This is a genomic window from Modestobacter lapidis, from assembly GCF_054780755.1.
This window is the reverse complement of record NZ_BAAGVS010000002.1, coordinates 160,702-176,094: the sequence shown is the minus strand read 5'-3', so window position 1 is coordinate 176,094 and position 15,393 is coordinate 160,702. Positions and strand designations below refer to the sequence as shown.

At 75.2% G+C, this 15,393-nt stretch carries 15 protein-coding genes; 4 read left to right on the top strand and 11 right to left on the bottom strand.

Features of this window, described 5'->3' with window-relative positions; all coding sequences use genetic code 11:
- Positions 1-22: 22 nt before the first annotated feature.
- Together ACYVG5_RS03475 and ACYVG5_RS03470 are read left to right on the top strand one after the other, a co-directional pair.
- Positions 23-784: an SDR family oxidoreductase gene (locus ACYVG5_RS03475; protein WP_222046618.1), complete on the top strand. Its 762-nt coding sequence runs from the start codon at positions 23-25 to the stop codon at positions 782-784.
- Positions 784-1,485 (top strand): sirohydrochlorin chelatase, encoded by a 702-nt coding sequence (locus ACYVG5_RS03470; RefSeq protein WP_222046617.1) that lies wholly within the window; start codon positions 784-786, stop codon positions 1,483-1,485. The genes ACYVG5_RS03475 and ACYVG5_RS03470 overlap by 1 nt, the downstream gene beginning before the upstream one ends.
- Position 1,486: 1 nt before the next feature.
- Here the strand turns inward: ACYVG5_RS03470 and ACYVG5_RS03465 are convergent, their stop codons facing one another.
- From ACYVG5_RS03465 to ACYVG5_RS03435, 7 genes are all read right to left on the bottom strand, one after another.
- Positions 1,487-1,765 carry a hypothetical protein gene (locus tag ACYVG5_RS03465; RefSeq protein ID WP_222046616.1) on the bottom strand — a complete coding sequence of 93 codons (279 nt, stop codon included), beginning with the start codon at positions 1,763-1,765 and terminating at the stop codon, positions 1,487-1,489.
- A gap of 42 nt (positions 1,766-1,807) precedes the next feature.
- Entirely contained in the window at positions 1,808-2,623 is an 816-nt protein-coding gene (locus ACYVG5_RS03460; protein ID WP_460682998.1) for a sulfurtransferase, read from the bottom strand.
- Between the two features lie 2 nt (positions 2,624-2,625).
- Entirely contained in the window at positions 2,626-3,078 is a 453-nt protein-coding gene (locus ACYVG5_RS03455; RefSeq protein WP_222046613.1) for an SgcJ/EcaC family oxidoreductase, read from the bottom strand.
- 79 nt (positions 3,079-3,157) lie between these two features.
- Positions 3,158-5,071, bottom strand: coding sequence for an ABC transporter ATP-binding protein (locus ACYVG5_RS03450; protein ID WP_222046611.1), 1,914 nt, complete (start codon positions 5,069-5,071; stop codon positions 3,158-3,160).
- 73 nt (positions 5,072-5,144) lie between these two features.
- The gene (locus ACYVG5_RS03445; protein WP_460682964.1) at positions 5,145-5,927 is read right to left on the bottom strand and encodes an enoyl-CoA hydratase/isomerase family protein; all 783 of its coding nucleotides are present in this window, start codon (positions 5,925-5,927) and stop codon (positions 5,145-5,147) included.
- Positions 5,924-6,154: a helix-turn-helix domain-containing protein gene (locus ACYVG5_RS03440; protein ID WP_222046609.1), complete on the bottom strand. Its 231-nt coding sequence runs from the start codon at positions 6,152-6,154 to the stop codon at positions 5,924-5,926. Before ACYVG5_RS03440 ends, ACYVG5_RS03445 begins: the two co-directional genes overlap by 4 nt.
- Before the next feature lie 242 nt (positions 6,155-6,396).
- Entirely contained in the window at positions 6,397-7,998 is a 1,602-nt protein-coding gene (locus tag ACYVG5_RS03435) for an ABC-F family ATP-binding cassette domain-containing protein (RefSeq protein ID WP_222046608.1), read from the bottom strand.
- A gap of 130 nt (positions 7,999-8,128) precedes the next feature.
- Here ACYVG5_RS03435 and ACYVG5_RS03430 point away from each other — a divergent pair, with 130 nt between their 5' ends.
- The gene (locus tag ACYVG5_RS03430; RefSeq protein ID WP_222046606.1) at positions 8,129-10,276 is read left to right on the top strand and encodes a DUF2157 domain-containing protein; all 2,148 of its coding nucleotides are present in this window, start codon (positions 8,129-8,131) and stop codon (positions 10,274-10,276) included.
- 69 nt (positions 10,277-10,345) lie between these two features.
- Positions 10,346-12,172, top strand: coding sequence for an SCO7613 C-terminal domain-containing membrane protein (locus ACYVG5_RS03425; RefSeq protein WP_222046604.1), 1,827 nt, complete (start codon positions 10,346-10,348; stop codon positions 12,170-12,172).
- Positions 12,173-12,282: 110 nt separating this feature from the next.
- Here ACYVG5_RS03425 and ACYVG5_RS03420 read toward each other — a convergent pair whose 3' ends face one another.
- From ACYVG5_RS03420 to sufC, 4 genes are all read right to left on the bottom strand, one after another.
- On the bottom strand, positions 12,283-12,672 hold the full coding sequence (locus tag ACYVG5_RS03420) for a metal-sulfur cluster assembly factor (RefSeq protein ID WP_460682963.1): 390 nt from the start codon (positions 12,670-12,672) through the stop codon (positions 12,283-12,285).
- Complete coding sequence (sufU, locus tag ACYVG5_RS03415) at positions 12,669-13,145, bottom strand: Fe-S cluster assembly sulfur transfer protein SufU (protein ID WP_222046602.1); 477 nt, start codon at positions 13,143-13,145, stop codon at positions 12,669-12,671. Before sufU ends, ACYVG5_RS03420 begins: the two co-directional genes overlap by 4 nt.
- Positions 13,146-14,471: a cysteine desulfurase gene (locus tag ACYVG5_RS03410; RefSeq protein ID WP_222046601.1), complete on the bottom strand. Its 1,326-nt coding sequence runs from the start codon at positions 14,469-14,471 to the stop codon at positions 13,146-13,148.
- A gap of 73 nt (positions 14,472-14,544) precedes the next feature.
- The gene (gene sufC, locus ACYVG5_RS03405; protein WP_460682962.1) at positions 14,545-15,384 is read right to left on the bottom strand and encodes a Fe-S cluster assembly ATPase SufC; all 840 of its coding nucleotides are present in this window, start codon (positions 15,382-15,384) and stop codon (positions 14,545-14,547) included.
- Positions 15,385-15,393: the final 9 nt, after the last annotated feature.

Here is a 15,393-nt window from a genome sequence, read left to right as displayed (position 1 = left end):
GCCGATCGGTGGACCTGGACTGATGGACCTCGGGCTGGCCGGCCGCGGCTACCTGCTCACCGGCGCCAGCCGGGGGCTGGGGTTCGCAACCGCCCGGGCCCTCGTCGACGACGGGGCTCGGGTACTGGTCAGCTCGCGCTCCGCCGGCTCCGTGGACGCCGCCGTCGCCTCGCTGGGCGGGGCGCCGGCGGCCCACGGGCTGGCGGCCGACCTCGCCGACGCCGCGGCCGGGCCGGCGCTGGTCGAGGCGGCCACCGCCCGGCTCGACCGGGTCGACGGTGCGCTGGTCTCGGTCGGTGGGCCGGCGCCGGGCAGCGTGCTCGAAGTGGGCGAGGACGAGTGGCGGGCGGCGTTCGACACGGTGCTGCTCGGCACCGTCCGGCTGGTCAAGGCACTGGTCCCGGTGCTCGGCGACGGCGCCGCGATCGGGCTGGTGCTCTCCTCGTCGGTCCGCGAGCCGATCGGCCACCTGGCCACCTCCAACGCGGTGCGCCCGGGTCTGGCCATGACGGCGAAAGCGCTGGCCGACGAGCTCGGCCCGCGCGGCATCCGGGTCTTCGGGCTGCTGCCCGGCCGGATCGCCACCGAACGCCTGGTGCAGACCGACAGCCGGCACCCCGACCCGGAGGCGGCACGGCGGGCCACGGAGGCGTCGATCCCGCTGCGGCGGTACGGGCGGCCGGAGGAGTTCGGCCGGGTGGCCGCCTTCGCGCTCTCCCCCGCCGCCTCCTACCTGACCGGCATGATGCTGCCGGTCGACGGCGGGATGATCCGGTCGCTCTGATGGGAACGCCTCCCCCCGTACTGGTCGCCTGCGCGCACGGCACCCGCAACGCCACCGGCCGGCGGCTGATCGCCGAGCTCGCCCTGGCGGCCCGTGCACTGCGCCCCGGGTTGCAGACCACCGCCGCCTTCGTCGACGTCCAGCCACCCACCGTGGTCGACGTCGTTGGGGGCCTGGCCGAGGCCGGTACGCCGGTCGTCGTCGTCCCGCTGCTGCTGTCCGGCGGGTACCACGTGCACGTCGACATCGCCGGTGCCGTCGCGGCGCACGCCGGGGCACAGGCCGCCCGGCCGCTGGGGCCGGACCTGCGGCTGGCCGAGGTGCTGCACACCCGGCTGGTCGAGGCCGGCGCAGACCCGCGTGACCCGAACACCGCCGTCGTGCTGGCTGCCGCCGGCTCCAGCGATCCGCGATCGGTGGCCGACGTCGAGGACACCGCCGACCTGCTGCAGCGGAGCTGGGCCGGCCCGGTGACCACCGGCTACGGCTCGGCCGCGCAGCCGACCGTTCCCGACGCCGTCCTCGCCGCCCGCCGGGCCGGCGCAGAGCGGGTGGTCGTCGCGTCCTACCTGCTGGCGCCGGGGCACTTCTCCGACAAGCTCCAGGAGGCCGGCGCCGATAGCGTCACGGCGCCATTGCTGCCCGACGAGCGGATCGCCGCCGTCCTGCTCGACCGCTACGACGCGGTGGCTGCGCCCTGACTCAGGCCTGCCAGCCCAGCACCTGATCCCCGACCACCAGGACGAGCACGAGGAGCGCGGCCGCCGCCACCGGCACCAGCGGCGTCCACCAGGACCGACGCACCGCCAGCCGGATCAGCCACGCGGCGAGCACCAGCCAGACCAGCCACAGCGGGAGCAGCGCGTGGACCGGGACCACCAGGCCACTGGTCAGGTAGAAGTACCCCACGACCAGGTGGGCGGCACCCGCCGCGACGGCGAACAGCAGGGTCCCGGCGGCCCGCGCGGTGTCGGTCGGCACCGGCCGAGTATGGCGGCGCCGACGCCGGTCCGGGCGGTCCCGTCACCCGCCGGTGGCCACCGGACGGGTGGGGTCGGCCGACCACTGCGACCAGGAGCCCGGCCACAGCGCCGCATCGACGCCGGCGACCGCCAGGGCGGCCACCTCGTGCGCGGCCGTGACGCCCGACCCGCAGTACACGCCGACCGGCGTTCCCGGCCGGACGCCCAGCGCGGCGAAGCGCTCCCTCAGTACAGCGGCTGGAAGCAGCCGTCCGTCGTCGCCCAGGAGGGCGGTGGTCGGTGCGCTGACCGCACCGGGCACGTGGCCGGCGCGCGGGTCGACCGGCTCGACCTCGCCGCGGAAGCGCTCGGCGGCGCGGGCGTCGAGCAGCACCCCGCCGGCGGTGGGCAGCGCCGCGGCGTCGTCGGCGTCCAGCACCGGCATCCCGCCAGCGCTCAGCACCACGGTCCCGGCTGCGGGCGCGACGTCCCCGGTCTCGAGCTCGCCGCCCGCGGCGGTCCAGGCGGCCAATCCGCCGTCGAGCAGCGCGACCCCGGGAAAGCCGCCCCAGCGCAGCAGCCACCAGGCGCGCGCCGCGGCCGACCCGCCGGCGTCGTCGTAGGCGACGACCCGGCTGCCGGCCGAGACGCCCCACCGCCGTGCGGCTGATTGCAGTCGCTGTACAGAGGGCAGCGGGTGCCGCCCCCCGCCCGGCGAGGGCGGCGCGGACAGCTCGGTGGGCAGGTCGACGTACACGGCGCCCGGAAGGTGACCCGCCAGGTACTCGGCCCGGCCGGTGTCGGCGCCGAGCCGCCACCGGACGTCGAGCAGCACGTCGGCCGGCCGGGCCAGCAGCTCCCCCGCCGAGGTCAGCACGGTCAACGTGCCGCCTCCAGCTCCGCGGTGAGCGCGGCGATCGTGTCCGCGCGGCCGCCGTAGCGGGCCGGCGTGCTCTGCAGGACGGCGATCTTCCACCGTCCGTCGTCCTCGACCGCCACGAGCGAGTGGACCGTGTGCAGCGCCGGGTCCACCGACTCGGCACCCGGCGGCACCATCCCGGCCACCGCGTGCAGGACGGCGACGCCCTCGGTCAGCCGGCGCACCGAGCGCACGATGCCGACGAACGCCGGCGTCGCGTGGTCGGCGAACAGCCGGCGCATGTCGGCGGCGATGCTCAGCCGGCCGCTGCGCAGCGTCCCGTCGAGGTCGATGATCTCGCCGTCGTCGGCGAAGACGGAGGACACCGTCACGCCACTGCGCTGGTTCCAGCCCGCCAGGTACCGCGCGTACAGCGCGCGGATCTGGGTGTCCTGCGGATGGCCTGCGCTCAACGCTGCTCCTGGGTGGTGCGGGTGGGTCAGGAGTGACCGTAGTGCGCGGCCCCGGGAGACGGTCCACCCCTCGCCGGGTTCAGCCGACCTCGACGGCCCGTCCGGTGTCGTCGACGGTGTGCTCGCCGTCGGTGAACTGGGTGCGGTACAGGTCGGCGTACTGCCCGCCGGCGGCGAGCAGCTCCGGGTGGGTGCCGCGCTCGACGATCCGGCCGCCCTCGACGACCAGGATCTGGTCGGCGTTGCGGATCGTCGACAACCGGTGCGCGATGACCAGCGAGGTGCGGCCGGCCAGCGCGGTGTCCAGCGCGTGCTGGACGGCGACCTCGGACTCGCTGTCCAGGTGCGCGGTCGCCTCGTCGAGGATGACCACGCCCGGGCCCTTGAGCAACACCCGCGCGATGGCCAGCCGCTGCTTCTCCCCACCCGACATCCGGTACCCCCGGTCGCCCACCACGGTGTCCAGGCCGTCGGGCAGCGAGGCCACCAGCGCCGCGATCCGCGCCCCGGTCAGCGCCGCCCAGAGCGCGTCGTCGGTGGCGTCGGGCCGGGCGTACCGCAGGTTCGCCCGGATGGAGTCGTGGAACAGGTGGGCGTCCTGGCTGACCACGCCGATCGCCGCGCGCAGCGAGTCGCCGGTGGCCTGCCGGACGTCGACGCCGCCGACCCGGACGGCACCGCCGGTGACGTCGTAGAGCCGGGGCACCAGGTTGGCGATCGTCGACTTCCCGGCTCCCGAGTGCCCGACCAGCGCCACCAGCTGTCCGGGCTCGGCCCGGAAGCTCACGTCCTGCAGCACCATCGCCGGGGGGCCGCCGTGCTCGGGCAGGGACACGTCCTCCAGGGAGGCCAGCGAGACGTCCTTCGCGGCCGGATAGCTGAACGAGACGGAGTCGAACTCGACCGACCGGTTGCCGGCCGGGACGTCGACCGCGTCGGGGGCCTCGGCGATCATCGGGGCCAGGTCGAGCACCTCGAAGACCCGGTCGAAGCTGACCATCGCGCTCATCACGTCCACCCGCACGTTCGCGAGCGCGGTGAGCGGCCCGTAGAGCCGGGACAGCAGCAGGGCCAGGGCGACGACGTCGCCGGGGCTCAGCTCCCCGGCGAAGGCCAGCGACCCGCCGAGGCCGTAGACCAGCGCGGTGGCCAGCGCCGCGACCAGGGTCAGCGCGGTGAAGAAGGTCCGCCCGTACATCGCCGACAGCACACCGATGTCGCGGACCCGGGCGGCGCGGTCCCGGAACACCTCCGCCTCGACCGAGGGCCGGCCGAACAGCTTGACCAGCAGCGCACCGGAGACGTTGAACCGCTCGGTCATCGAGGCGTTCATCGAGGCGTTGAGACCGTAGGACTCCCGGGTGATCTCCTGCAGCCGCTTGCCGATCCGCCGGGCCGGCAGCACGAACAGCGGCACCAGCACCATGGACAGCAGGGTGATCTGCCAGGACAGGGTGAGCATCACCGTGGCGGTGAGCACGAGGCCGATGGCGTTGGAGACGACGCCGGACAGCGTCGAGGTGAAGGCCTGCTGGGCGCCGATGACGTCGTTGTTCAGCCGGCTGACCAGCGCACCGGTCTGGGTGCGGGTGAAGAAGGCCACCGGCATCTGCTGCACGTGCTCGAAGACCCGGCTGCGCAGGTCGTAGATGACGCCCTCGCCGATCCGCGAGGAGTACCAGCGCTGGGCCAGCGAGCTGCCCGCGTCCACCACGGCGAGCCCGGCGATGACCAGGGCGATCTGCACGATGTCGCCGGCCGTGCCGGACAGCCGGGCGATCCGGTCGATGATCTCGCCGGCCAGCAGTGGGGTGAGCACCCCGATGAGGGCGGACAGGACAACCAGCGACAGGAAGGCGATCAGCTCGCGCCGGTAGGGCCCGGCGACGCCGAGGATCCGCCGGACCGTGCCCTCGGGGATCTCCCGGGCGGTCACGGAGGGGTCCCGGCGGAACGATCGCATCGCCGCCATCGAGGTCATGCCACTGTCCATGACCGTCTCCTGTCAGCTCGGGTCACCGCACGTGCTCGCGGTCAACCCCACCGGGGGGACGGCTTGTTCCGGTTCAGCGCGCGGCGAGGGCGTGCAGCCGGCGCACCTGGGCGGCGCGCTCGGCCGCGTCCTGGGTCGCGGGGTCACTGCGGACGGCGCTGCGCAGCAGCGCGAGGGTCTCCCGGCCGGCGTCGACGTCGACGGCCACCAGCGCCGCCACGAGGTCGCGCACGGCGCCGGCCAGCTGACCGGCCGGAACGGCGACGTTCGCCAGGCCGATGGCCACCGCCTCGGCGGCGTCGACCGGCCGGCCGGTCAGGCAGATCTCCACGGCCCGGCTGTAGCCGACCAGGTCCACCAGGCTGCTCGTGCCGGTGAGGTCGGGCACCAGGCCGAGCACCGCCTCGGGCAGCCGCAGCTGGGCGTCCTCGGCGAGCACCCGCAGGTCACAGGCCAGGGCCAGCTGCGCGCCGGCCCCGACGGCGTGGCCCTGCACGGCGGCGACCGAGACGATCCCCGGCGAGCGCAGCCAGCGGAAGGCCGCCTGGTAGCCGCGGATCCGCTCGGCGGCGAGCCCGGGCGGCAGCGTGGCCAGCTCGCTGAGCCCCCCGGCCACGTCCGGACCGGCGGTGAACAGGCTGCGGTCCAGGCCCGCGGAGAACGAGCGTCCGGCGCCCTGGACGACGACCACCCGCACCTCGTCGTCCAGGCTGTCCCCGACCGCGCGGAGCGCTGCCCAGGTGCCCGGCGTCTGGGCGTTGAGCTGGTCGGCCCGGTCGAGGGTCACGGTCAGGACGGCGCCGTCCTGCGTCGTCCGCACCCACCCGTGCGGCGCTGCCCCGGAGGAGGGGCTCACCCGGCCTTCTTGGCGTTCCGGTTCGCCCCGCCGCGACCCCGCAGCGTGGCGCCGGACTCCGACAGCAGCCGGTGCACGAAGCCGTAGGAACGGTTGGTGGAGGTGGCGAGGGAGCGGATGCTCTCCCCGCCGTCGTACCGCTGGCGGAGCTCGTCGGCCAGCGTGGTCCGGTCCCCGCCGGTGATGCGCTTGCCCTTGCCCAGGTCCGCAGTGCTCGAGTCGGCCATGACTCCCCTCCGTGCCAGCGGAGGCACCGGCTTCCGCCAGGGCAGTCCGCTGGTCGCTTCGCGCCGCTGTCCGGGTGACGTCGGCGTCCCGACGCCATGATCACCCGCCGCTGCGGGCTCGGCCACCGCAAGCGATGACACGGTCGGCCTACCGGCCGACCCCGCCGCCAGGCGCGCAGCAGGACCCCCTCCCACGAGCCCTTCGCAGGCTCAGGCCACGACCGGAGGGGGCCAGGGGTCCGTCATGCCAGCGACACCAGGTCGGCGAAGTCCTCGCTCCAGGTGTCCTCCGTGCCGTCGGGCAGGATGATCACCTTGTCCGGCTGCAGGGCGTGCACGGCTCCTTCGTCGTGCGTGACCAGCACGATCGCGCCGGCGTAGGTGCGCAGTGCCTCCAGCACCTGCTCCCGGCTGGCCGGGTCGAGGTTGTTGGTCGGCTCGTCGAGCAGCAGCACGTTGGCCGCCGAGCAGACCAGGGCTGCCATCGCCAGCCGCGTCCGCTCGCCGCCGGACAGCGTGCCGGCGCGCTGGTCGACGGTCTCACCGGAGAACAGGAAGGCGCCCAGGATCCGGCGCAGCTCGGTGTCGGTGGAATCAGGAGCGGCCGACCGCATCACCTCGAGCAGCGTGCGATCCATGTCGATGGTCTCGTGCTCCTGCGCGTAGTACCCGATCCGCAACCCGTGCCCGGCCTTGACCTCGCCGGTGTCGGGAGTCTCGGTGCCGGCCAGCATCCGCAGCAGCGTCGTCTTGCCGGCGCCGTTGAAGCCGAGCACGACGACCCGGGTGCCCCGGTCGATGGCCAGGTCGACGCCGGTGAAGATCTCCAGCGAGCCGTAGCTCTTGCTCAGGTGCTCGGCGGTGAGCGGGGTCTTGCCGCAGGGTGCGGGCGTCGGGAAGCGGAGCTTGGCGACCCGGTCCTGCACGCGCACGTCGGCCAGCCCGGCGGCCAGGCGCGCGGCCCGCTTGTCCATGCTCTGTGCCGCCTTGGCCTTGGTGGCCTTGGCGCGCATCTTGTCCGCCTGCGCGGTCAGCGCGTCGATCTTCTTCTCGGCGTTGGCCCGCTCGGACCTCCGCCGGCGCTCGTCGGTCTCCCGGGCATCCAGATAACGCTTCCAGCCCAGGTTGTAGACGTCGACGGTGGCCCGGTTCGCGTCGAGGTGCCAGACCTTGTTGACCACGGCCTCGAGCAGCTCGACGTCGTGGCTGATCACCACCAGGCCGCTGCGGTGCCCGGCCAGGAAGCCCTTGAGCCAGACGATGGAGTCGGCGTCGAGGTGGTTGGTCGGCTCGTCGAGCAGCAGCGTGTCGGCGTCGGAGAACAGGATGCGGGCGAGCTCGACCCGGCGGCGCTGACCCCCTGAGAGGGTGCGCAGCGGCTGGCCCAGGACCCGGTCGGGCAGGCCGAGGTTGGTGCAGATGCGGGCGGCGTCGCTCTCCGCGGCGTAGCCGCCCATGGCGGCGAACTGGTCCTCCAGCCGGCCGTAGCGGCGGACCGCCTTGTCGCGCTCGGCGTCGTCGGCCGGTTCGGCCATCGCGACCTGGGCCTTGGTCAGCTGGTGCTTGAGGACATCCAGCCCCCGGCCGGACAACACCCGGTCGCTGGCGGAGATGTCGAGGTCGCCACTGCGTGGGTCCTGCGGCAGGTAACCGAGCTCCCCGGTCACGTCCACCCTGCCCGCGTGCGGCACGCGCTCGCCGGCCAGCGTGGTGAGGGTGGTGGTCTTGCCGGCGCCGTTACGCCCGACGAGGCCGATCCGGTCGCCCGGCTGCACCCGCAGGTCGGCCTCACTGATGAGGATACGGGCACCGGCACGCAGCTCGAGGCCGGTCGTCGTGATCACTGATCCCAGGGTAGGCGCTCCGGGCCGATGTTCCGACCTGGTCGCCGGTGATGTGGGCGGCATTCCCCGCGCGGGGCAGGTGCTGTGGAAAACCGGTCTCCCGGTGCCCGCGGCGCGCCAGGATGCGTCCATGTTCCCGCGCTCGGGGCCGCCCGGCCCTCCCTGCCCGGTCTGCGGCACCCCGGTGACCGCTGTCGCCGACGCCGCATGCCCGGTCTGTGGCCTGCCCGCCGCCGGTCAGGCCGCGTCGGTGGTCGCCCGGATCGGCGCCACCCTGCACGACCTGGCCCGCGACCGGGACGCCCTGCTCGCCACCCTCCGGGCCGCCGCGCCCGGCGCCGCGCCGGCTCCCCCGGCCGCGCCGACCGGCTGGGCACCGCCCGCGCCTTCCGTCCCGCCTGCCTGGGCGCCCCCCGCGGCAGCCGCGCCCCGGGCACCGCAGCCGACGGCACCCCGGCCGGCCGGTCCCGCGCCGCAGCCTCGCCGGCCGCGGCTCAGCCCGCAGCAGGTCCTGCTGGGCCTGGGCGCCCTCCTGGTGGTCGCCGGTGCGCTGGCGTTCGTCGCGGTCGCCTGGACCCGGCTGGGCGTCGCCTTCCAGGCACTGGTGATGCTCGTGGTCACCGCCGCCGCGTGCGCGGCATCGGCCTGGGCGGCCCGCCGGGGTCTGCGCGCCACCGAGGAGGCCCTGGCCGCCGCGGGCGCCGCCCTGCTCGCGGTCGACCTGGGTGCGGCGCACGCCCTCGGCCTGCTCGACGCCGACCGGGTGCCGCTGCGGTGGTGGACGGCGATCTCCTGTGCCGTCGTCGCCGGCGCGGCCGTCGGGCTGGGCAGGCTCACCCGCTCGACCACCACCTGGCCGCTGGTGGGGCTGGTGGCCGCCCAGCCGGTGGCGGTTCTCCTCCTGCCGCCCGACGTCCTGGGTGGCCCGGTGGGGGTCGCCGTCGTCCTGGGCATCGCGGCGGCCGATCTGGCGGCCCCGCTGCTGCTGCGTCCGGAGCTCGGCCGGGTCGCCGAGGTGCTCGCCGGGCTGTGGGCGGCGGCCGGCGTGCTCGGCGGCCTCCTGCTGGCCGCCGGCGACGATGCGGTCGAGTCATGGACGGCGACCGCGGTCCTGGTCGTCGCCGGCGTCTCCGCCGTCGCGCTGGGCCGGGTCGCCCGGCTGGCGGCGCGGCTGCCCGGCCTACCGGTCGTGGTCGCGACCGCGGCCGGTATCGCCGGGCTGGCCCTGGCCGGGTCGCTGCAGACCCTGGGCGGTTCCGGGCCGGTGCTGGCCGCCGCGCTGGGCCTGGCCGCGCTGACCGGCGCCGCGGGCACGCTGCTGAGCGCACGCACGACGGGTGCCGGCCTGCTGGCGGCCGGCACGGCGCTGACCCTGGCCGGGTCGGTGCTGCTCGCCGACGCCGGGCGGTTGCGGCCGCTGTCGCTGCTGGCCCTGGCCGCGACGGTTCCCGCCGCAGGAGCCGCACTGCGGCTGCCGGCGGTGCGGGAGTGGGCGACCGGGGCCGCGCTGCTGGCACCGGCGGTCGCGGTCCTGCTCGCGCGGGAGGACCGGTGGCTGCCGGCCGCCACCGCCGGCCTGCTGCTCGCGCTGGTCGGGGCCGTCGGCTTCGCGGTCGGCGCGTTGCGCTCGGGACGCCCCGAGGAGTGGAGCGGGCCGGCAGCCGGGTCGTTCGCCGGGATCGCCGCCGCGGCGACGAGCAGCGACGTGGACGCCTGGGGGCAGGTGGGCCTCCAGCTCGCCGTGGTCGGCGTCGCCGCGGGTTGCTACGCGCTGGTCAGTGGCCGCCGCTGGGTCGGGGCGGTCGCCGTCGCGGACCTGGTCGTCGCCAGTTGGGTGGCGATCGGCGGCGCAGGCGTGCAGACCCCGGAGGCCTACACGCTGCCGGCGGCGGCCGGCCTGCTGGTCGTCGCGGTGCCCCGGCTGCGGGCCGGCGCCCGGTCGTGGTCCGCGGAGGGTGCCGCCGCCGGCGTGGCGCTGCTGCCCTCGGCGTTCGTGGTGGTCGCCGAGCCCTCCGCCCTGCGGCTGGTGCTGGTCGTCGCCGGTGCCGCCGTCCTGACCGCCGGTGGCGCGCTGCAGCACCGGCAGGCACCGTTCGTGCTGGGGGCCGCCGCCCTGGCCTTCGTGGTCCTGGGGCGGCTGGGGCCCTATGCCCCGCTGCTCCCGCGCTGGGTGAGCCTGGCCGCGGCCGGGCTCCTGCTGCTCGTCGTCGGCGCCACCTACGAACGCCGCCGCCAGCAGGCGCGGGAGGCGGTCGCCTGGGTCGCGCAGATGGGCTGAGTCCGGGCGCCCGGACGGCGGTGCGGCCGTAGCGTGGGAGGTCCGGCGCTCGGCGGAGGAGGTGTGGGGGTGGTCCAGGAACCGACGGCCCCGTATCCCCCGGCCCCGGACCAGCCGCGGCCGGCCGGGGCCGCCCCGCCGGAGTCGGAGACCGGGCCCGGTCGGGTCAGCCCGCAGAGCGTGCTGCTGGGGGCGGGCGCGGTGGCCGTGGTGGCCGCCGGCGCCGCGTCCCTGCCCGTCGGCGGCCCGGTCGGCCGCGGGTTGGTGGCCGTGCTCGCCTGCGTCGCGGCTGCTCTCTCGCTGACCGCCGGCCGGCGCGGTCTGCGCACCACCGAGGAGGTGCTGGCCGGCTGCACGGCGGTGCTGGCGGTCATCGCCGCGCACTCGTCCGACGGGGGCTGGTCCCCGCTGGTGCTCGCCGCGCTGGCCGCCGCGCTCCTCGTCCTGGGCCTGCTGGGCCGCGCGGCGGCCACCTGGCCCGTCAGCTCCTGGGCGACGGCGCAGGTCGCCGTGCTCACCGCCCTCGGCGACCTCTCCGGCGGATCGGGGCCGCATGCAGCAGCCGTCCTGGGCACCGCGCTGTTCGGCCTGCTGGTGGCCTGGCGGGGTCGCCGATCGGTGGCGGTGGTGGCCCTGCTCAGCACCGCGCCGTGGTGGCTGGGCGGCGTGCTGGAGGGCCTGGGCGTGGCCTGGGCCGGGAACACCGACGCCGCGACGCGCACGGGGGCTGCGGCGCTGGTCATGGCGGTCGCCGCCGGCCTGCTGACCGTCCGGTCCCGCCGGGAGCTGCGGCCGTTCCTGGGCCCGCACCGAACGGTCCCCGTGCTCACCGGACTGGTCGCCGGCGCGGCCGCGGCCGGGGCGCTGTCGGCAGCCGGCCCGGTCGGCGTGCCGCTGACCGGGTACCTGGGGCTCGCCCTGGCCGTCGTGGTGGCCGCCGTCGCCTCCCCCCGGCCGGAGTCGGTGCTGCGCCCGGCCGGGCTCATCGCGGCGAGCACGCTGACCGCGCTCGCGGTCGGGCAGCTGCTGGCCGCCGGCCGGTGGCCGGCGCTCGCGCTGCTCCTGGTCGCCGCGGCACTGCCGGCCCTGCTCGTCGCTGCGCGGCAACCGGTGGACCGCCCGGTCGCGCTCCCCGTCGCGGTGGGCTGCCTGGCCGGCGCGGTGCTGCTGGGCGACACCGGCGATGTGCTCGGCCCGGCGCTGGCCGGCACCCTGCTGCTCGGCCTGGCCGTGGCGTCGCTGGGCGTCGCGACCCTGCTCCGATGGGAGCGCCCGGAACCGCCGCTCGCGGTCACCGGCGCCGTCGTGGGGGTGGTGGGCCTGGTGGTCTCCGGGCACTGGGAGTCCGCGGCACCGCAGCTGGCCGTGCTGGGGGTGGCGCTGACCGGCTACGGGACCATCGCCGAGCGCAACGGCGCCCGGGCCGCCGGCTGCGCAGCCCTCGTCGGGGCCGCGTGGCTGACCGCGCGCGGCGCCGATGCGGGCGTGGCGGAGGCCTGGACGCTGCCCGTCGCCGCGGCCCTGCTGCTCTACGCCGGGCCGCGGTTGGCCGACGCGCCGTCCCGCTCGAGCTGGGGGCCGGGCCTGATCGCCGGGTTCGGCCCGTCGGTGGCCCTCACGCTGGTCCATCCGGGGGTGGTCCGGGTGCTGCTGGTGGTCGCCGCGGCGACGCTGACCACGGTCCTGGCCACCCGCTGGGGGGTACAGGCGCCATTCCTGGTGGGCGCCGGCTCGCTGGTAGTGGTGTCGGTGGGCCGGCTGGTCGATGCCCTGCCGTGGCCCGGTCTAGCCGCCGTCGCCGCGGCCGGCGCCTGCCTGCTGGCCGTCGGAGCCGGCTACGAGCACCGCCGTCAGCAGGCCCGCGGCGCCCTCGCCCGGGTCGGGGACATGTGGTGACGCCAACCGTTACAGCTACTGCACTCTCACAGGCTCTCGCCGAGGGGAGCCGGCCCCGCTGCAGGGCCCCGCGCCGAGCTTGCGAGGCGTGGGGGCAGCGGGGTCCTTCCTCAGACCCGGAATCCGAGGGCGCGCAGCTGCTCGCGGCCGTCGTCGGTGATCTTGTCCGGGCCCCACGGCGGCATCCAGACCCAGTTGATCCGGATGTCGTCGACCAGCCCGGGGCCGGGGCCACCGGTCAGTGCCTGGCGGGCCTGGTCCTCGATGACGTCGGTCAGCGGGCAGGCCGCGGAGGTCAGCGTCATGTCGATGATGGCGACGTTGGCGTCGGCGTCCACATCCATGCCGTAGACCAGGCCGAGGTCGACGACGTTGACGCCGAGCTCGGGGTCGACCACGTCGCGCATGGCCTCCTCGAGGTCCTCGATCAGGGCCGACTTGCCGCCGACGAGGGCCGGCTCGGTGGTCGGCTCGACGCTCGACCCGGTGGTCTCGCTCATGACTGTGCTCCTTCCGTCGGGGCGGGGGCTGACGACCACGCTCGGGCGCTGGCGTCCTTGAGGGCCATCCAGCTCATCAGCGCGCACTTGATGCGCGCCGGGTACTTCGAGACGCCGGCGAAGGCGACGGCGTCCTCCAGCTCGTCCTCGAGCTTCTCGGCCACCGCCGGGTCGCCCTTGCTCTGCATCAAGGTTCTGAAGTGCTCGCCCGTGGCCAGCGCGTCGGGCACGGTCTTCCCGATCACCAGGTCGTACATGGCCGAGACCGACGCCTGGCTGATCGAGCAGCCCATCCCCTCGTAGGAGACGTCGGCGATCGTGTCGCCGTCCAGGTGCACCCGCAGGGTGACCTCGTCTCCGCAGGTCGGGTTGACGTGGTGCACCTCGGCCTCGAACGGCTCCCGCAGTCCGCGGCCGTGCGGGTTCCGGTAGTGGTCCAGGATGATGTCCTGGTACATCGACTGCAGCTGCACTCAGCTCACCCCTCCGGCCGCGACGCCGAAGAACTGCTGCGCGGAGCGGATGCCGTCGGCGAGCGCATCGATGTCGTCGTACCCGGTGTGCACGTAGAACGTGGCCCGGGTGGTGGCCGGCACGCCGTAGCGGCGGACGACCGGCCAGGCGCAGTGGTGCCCGACCCGGACGGCGATGCCCAGGTCGTCGAGGACCTGGCCGACGTCGTGCGGGTGGATCCCCTCGACGGTGAAGCTGACCGCTCCGCCGCGGGCGACCGTGTCCGGCGGGCCGATCACCGTGACGCCGGGGATCTCGGCGAGCCGGGCCAGTGCGTACCCGGTGAGTGCCTGCTCGTGCGCCTCGACCTTGTCCATGCCCAGCCGCTGCAGGTACTCGACCGCGGCGCCGAGCCCGATGACCTGTGCGGTCATCGGCACGCCGGCCTCGAAGCGCTGCGGCGGGGGCATGAACGTGCTGCCCTCCATCCGCACGACCTCGATCATCGAGCCACCGGTGAGGAACGGCGGGAGCGCGTCGAGCACGTCGTACCGGCCCCAGAGCACCCCCACCCCGGTGGGCCCGAGCATCTTGTGCCCGGAGAACACCAGGAAGTCCGCGCCGAGCGCCGTGACGTCGACCGGCTGGTGCGGCACCGACTGCGCGCCGTCGACCAGCACCAGGGCCCCGACCTCGCGCGCCCGGGCGACGATGTCGCCGAGCGGGTTGATCGTGCCCAGGATGTTCGACTGCTGGGTGACCGCGACCAGCTTCGTCCGGTCGTTGACCACCGTGGCCAGGTTCGCGAGGTCCAGCCGGCCGTCGTCGGTGAGCCCCAGCCAGCGCAGCGTGGCGCCGGTGCGCTCGCACAGCTGCTGCCACGGCACCAGGTTGGCGTGGTGCTCCATCTCGGTGACGACGATCTCGTCACCCTGACCGACGGCGTACCGGCGGAACGCCGGTTCCTTCGCCGTGGCGGCGTTGGACAGCGCGTAGGCGACGGTGTTGATCGCGTCCGTCGTGTTCCGGGTGAAGACGATCTCGTTCTCGGGTGCACCGATGAACGCACCGATGGTGGCCCGGGCCGCCTCGTAGAGGCCGGTGGCCTCCTCGGCGAGCTGGTGCGCGCCCCGGTGGGGGGCGGCGTTGTGGTTCTCGTAGAAGTCGCGCTCGGCATCCAGGACGCTGCGCGGCTTCTGCGACGTGGCCCCGGAATCGAGGTAGACGAGACGGCGCCCGTTCCGGACCGTGCGGCCCAGGATCGGGAAGTCCGCCCGGATCGCCTCGACGTCCAGCGGCAGCGGCGCCTGCGGCGCCCCGGCGGGACGCGAGACGGTCTGGGTCACTGATCCTCCTCGCTGGCGCTCGTCGGCACAGTGCCCCGGGTCGCCCTGCCCATGGCAGACCTCGCAAGCTCGGTCATGCGGTTGCCTCCACGGCGGCCTGCTCGGCGGAGTCCTTGACGTAGGCGGCGTAGCCCTCGTTCTCCAGCTTCTCGGCCAGCTCCGGGCCGCCCTCCTCGACGATCCGGCCGGCCACGAACACGTGCACGAAGTCGGGCTTGATGTAGCGCAGGATCCGCGTGTAGTGGGTGATCAGCAGCACCCCGACCGGGCTCTCGGCCTTCGCCCGGTTGACGCCCTCGGAGACGATCCGCAGCGCGTCGACGTCCAGGCCGGAGTCGGTCTCGTCGAGAACGGCGACCCGGGGCTTGAGGAGCCGCATCTGCAGGATCTCGTGGCGCTTCTTCTCACCGCCGGAGAAGCCCTCGTTGACGTTGCGCTCGGCGAACGCCGGGTCCATCTCCAGCGCGGTCATCTCGGTCTTGACGTCCTTGACCCAGGTGCGCAGCTTCGGCGCCTGGCCGGTCACCGCGGTGGCCGCGGTGCGCAGGAAGTTCGACACCGAGACCCCGGGGACCTCGACCGGGTACTGCATGGCCAGGAACAGGCCGGCACGGGCTCGCTCGTCGACGCTCATCGCGAGGACGTCCTCGCCGTCGAGGGTCACCGTGCCACCGGTGATGGTGTACTTCGGGTGCCCGGCGATCGAGTAGGCCAGGGTCGACTTGCCCGACCCGTTCGGGCCCATGATCGCGTGGGTCTCGCCACCGCGGACGGTCAGGTCGACGCCGCGGAGGATCTCCTTGGGGCCTTCGCCGGTGGCAGGGTCGCCCTCCCCGACGGTGACGTGCAGGTTGCGGATCTCGAGCACGCTGCCGGTCGCGGTGCCGGCGGCGGTGGCGGTGGGGCTGGTCACGGGGTTCTC

What these genes read in the sequence shown, in the direction of transcription:
- ACYVG5_RS03475 (WP_222046618.1), top strand. Translation starts at nt 23, where the DNA reads ATGGACCTCGGGCTGGCCGGCCGCGGCTACCTGCTCACCGGCGCCAGC.
- ACYVG5_RS03470 (WP_222046617.1), top strand. Translation starts at nt 784, where the DNA reads ATGGGAACGCCTCCCCCCGTACTGGTCGCCTGCGCGCACGGCACCCGC.
- ACYVG5_RS03440 (WP_222046609.1), bottom strand. Translation starts at nt 6,154, where the DNA reads ATGGCCGACTCGAGCACTGCGGACCTGGGCAAGGGCAAGCGCATCACC.
- ACYVG5_RS03430 (WP_222046606.1), top strand. Translation starts at nt 8,129, where the DNA reads ATGTTCCCGCGCTCGGGGCCGCCCGGCCCTCCCTGCCCGGTCTGCGGC.
- ACYVG5_RS03450 (WP_222046611.1), bottom strand. Translation starts at nt 5,071, where the DNA reads ATGGACAGTGGCATGACCTCGATGGCGGCGATGCGATCGTTCCGCCGG.
- ACYVG5_RS03420 (WP_460682963.1), bottom strand. Translation starts at nt 12,672, where the DNA reads ATGAGCGAGACCACCGGGTCGAGCGTCGAGCCGACCACCGAGCCGGCC.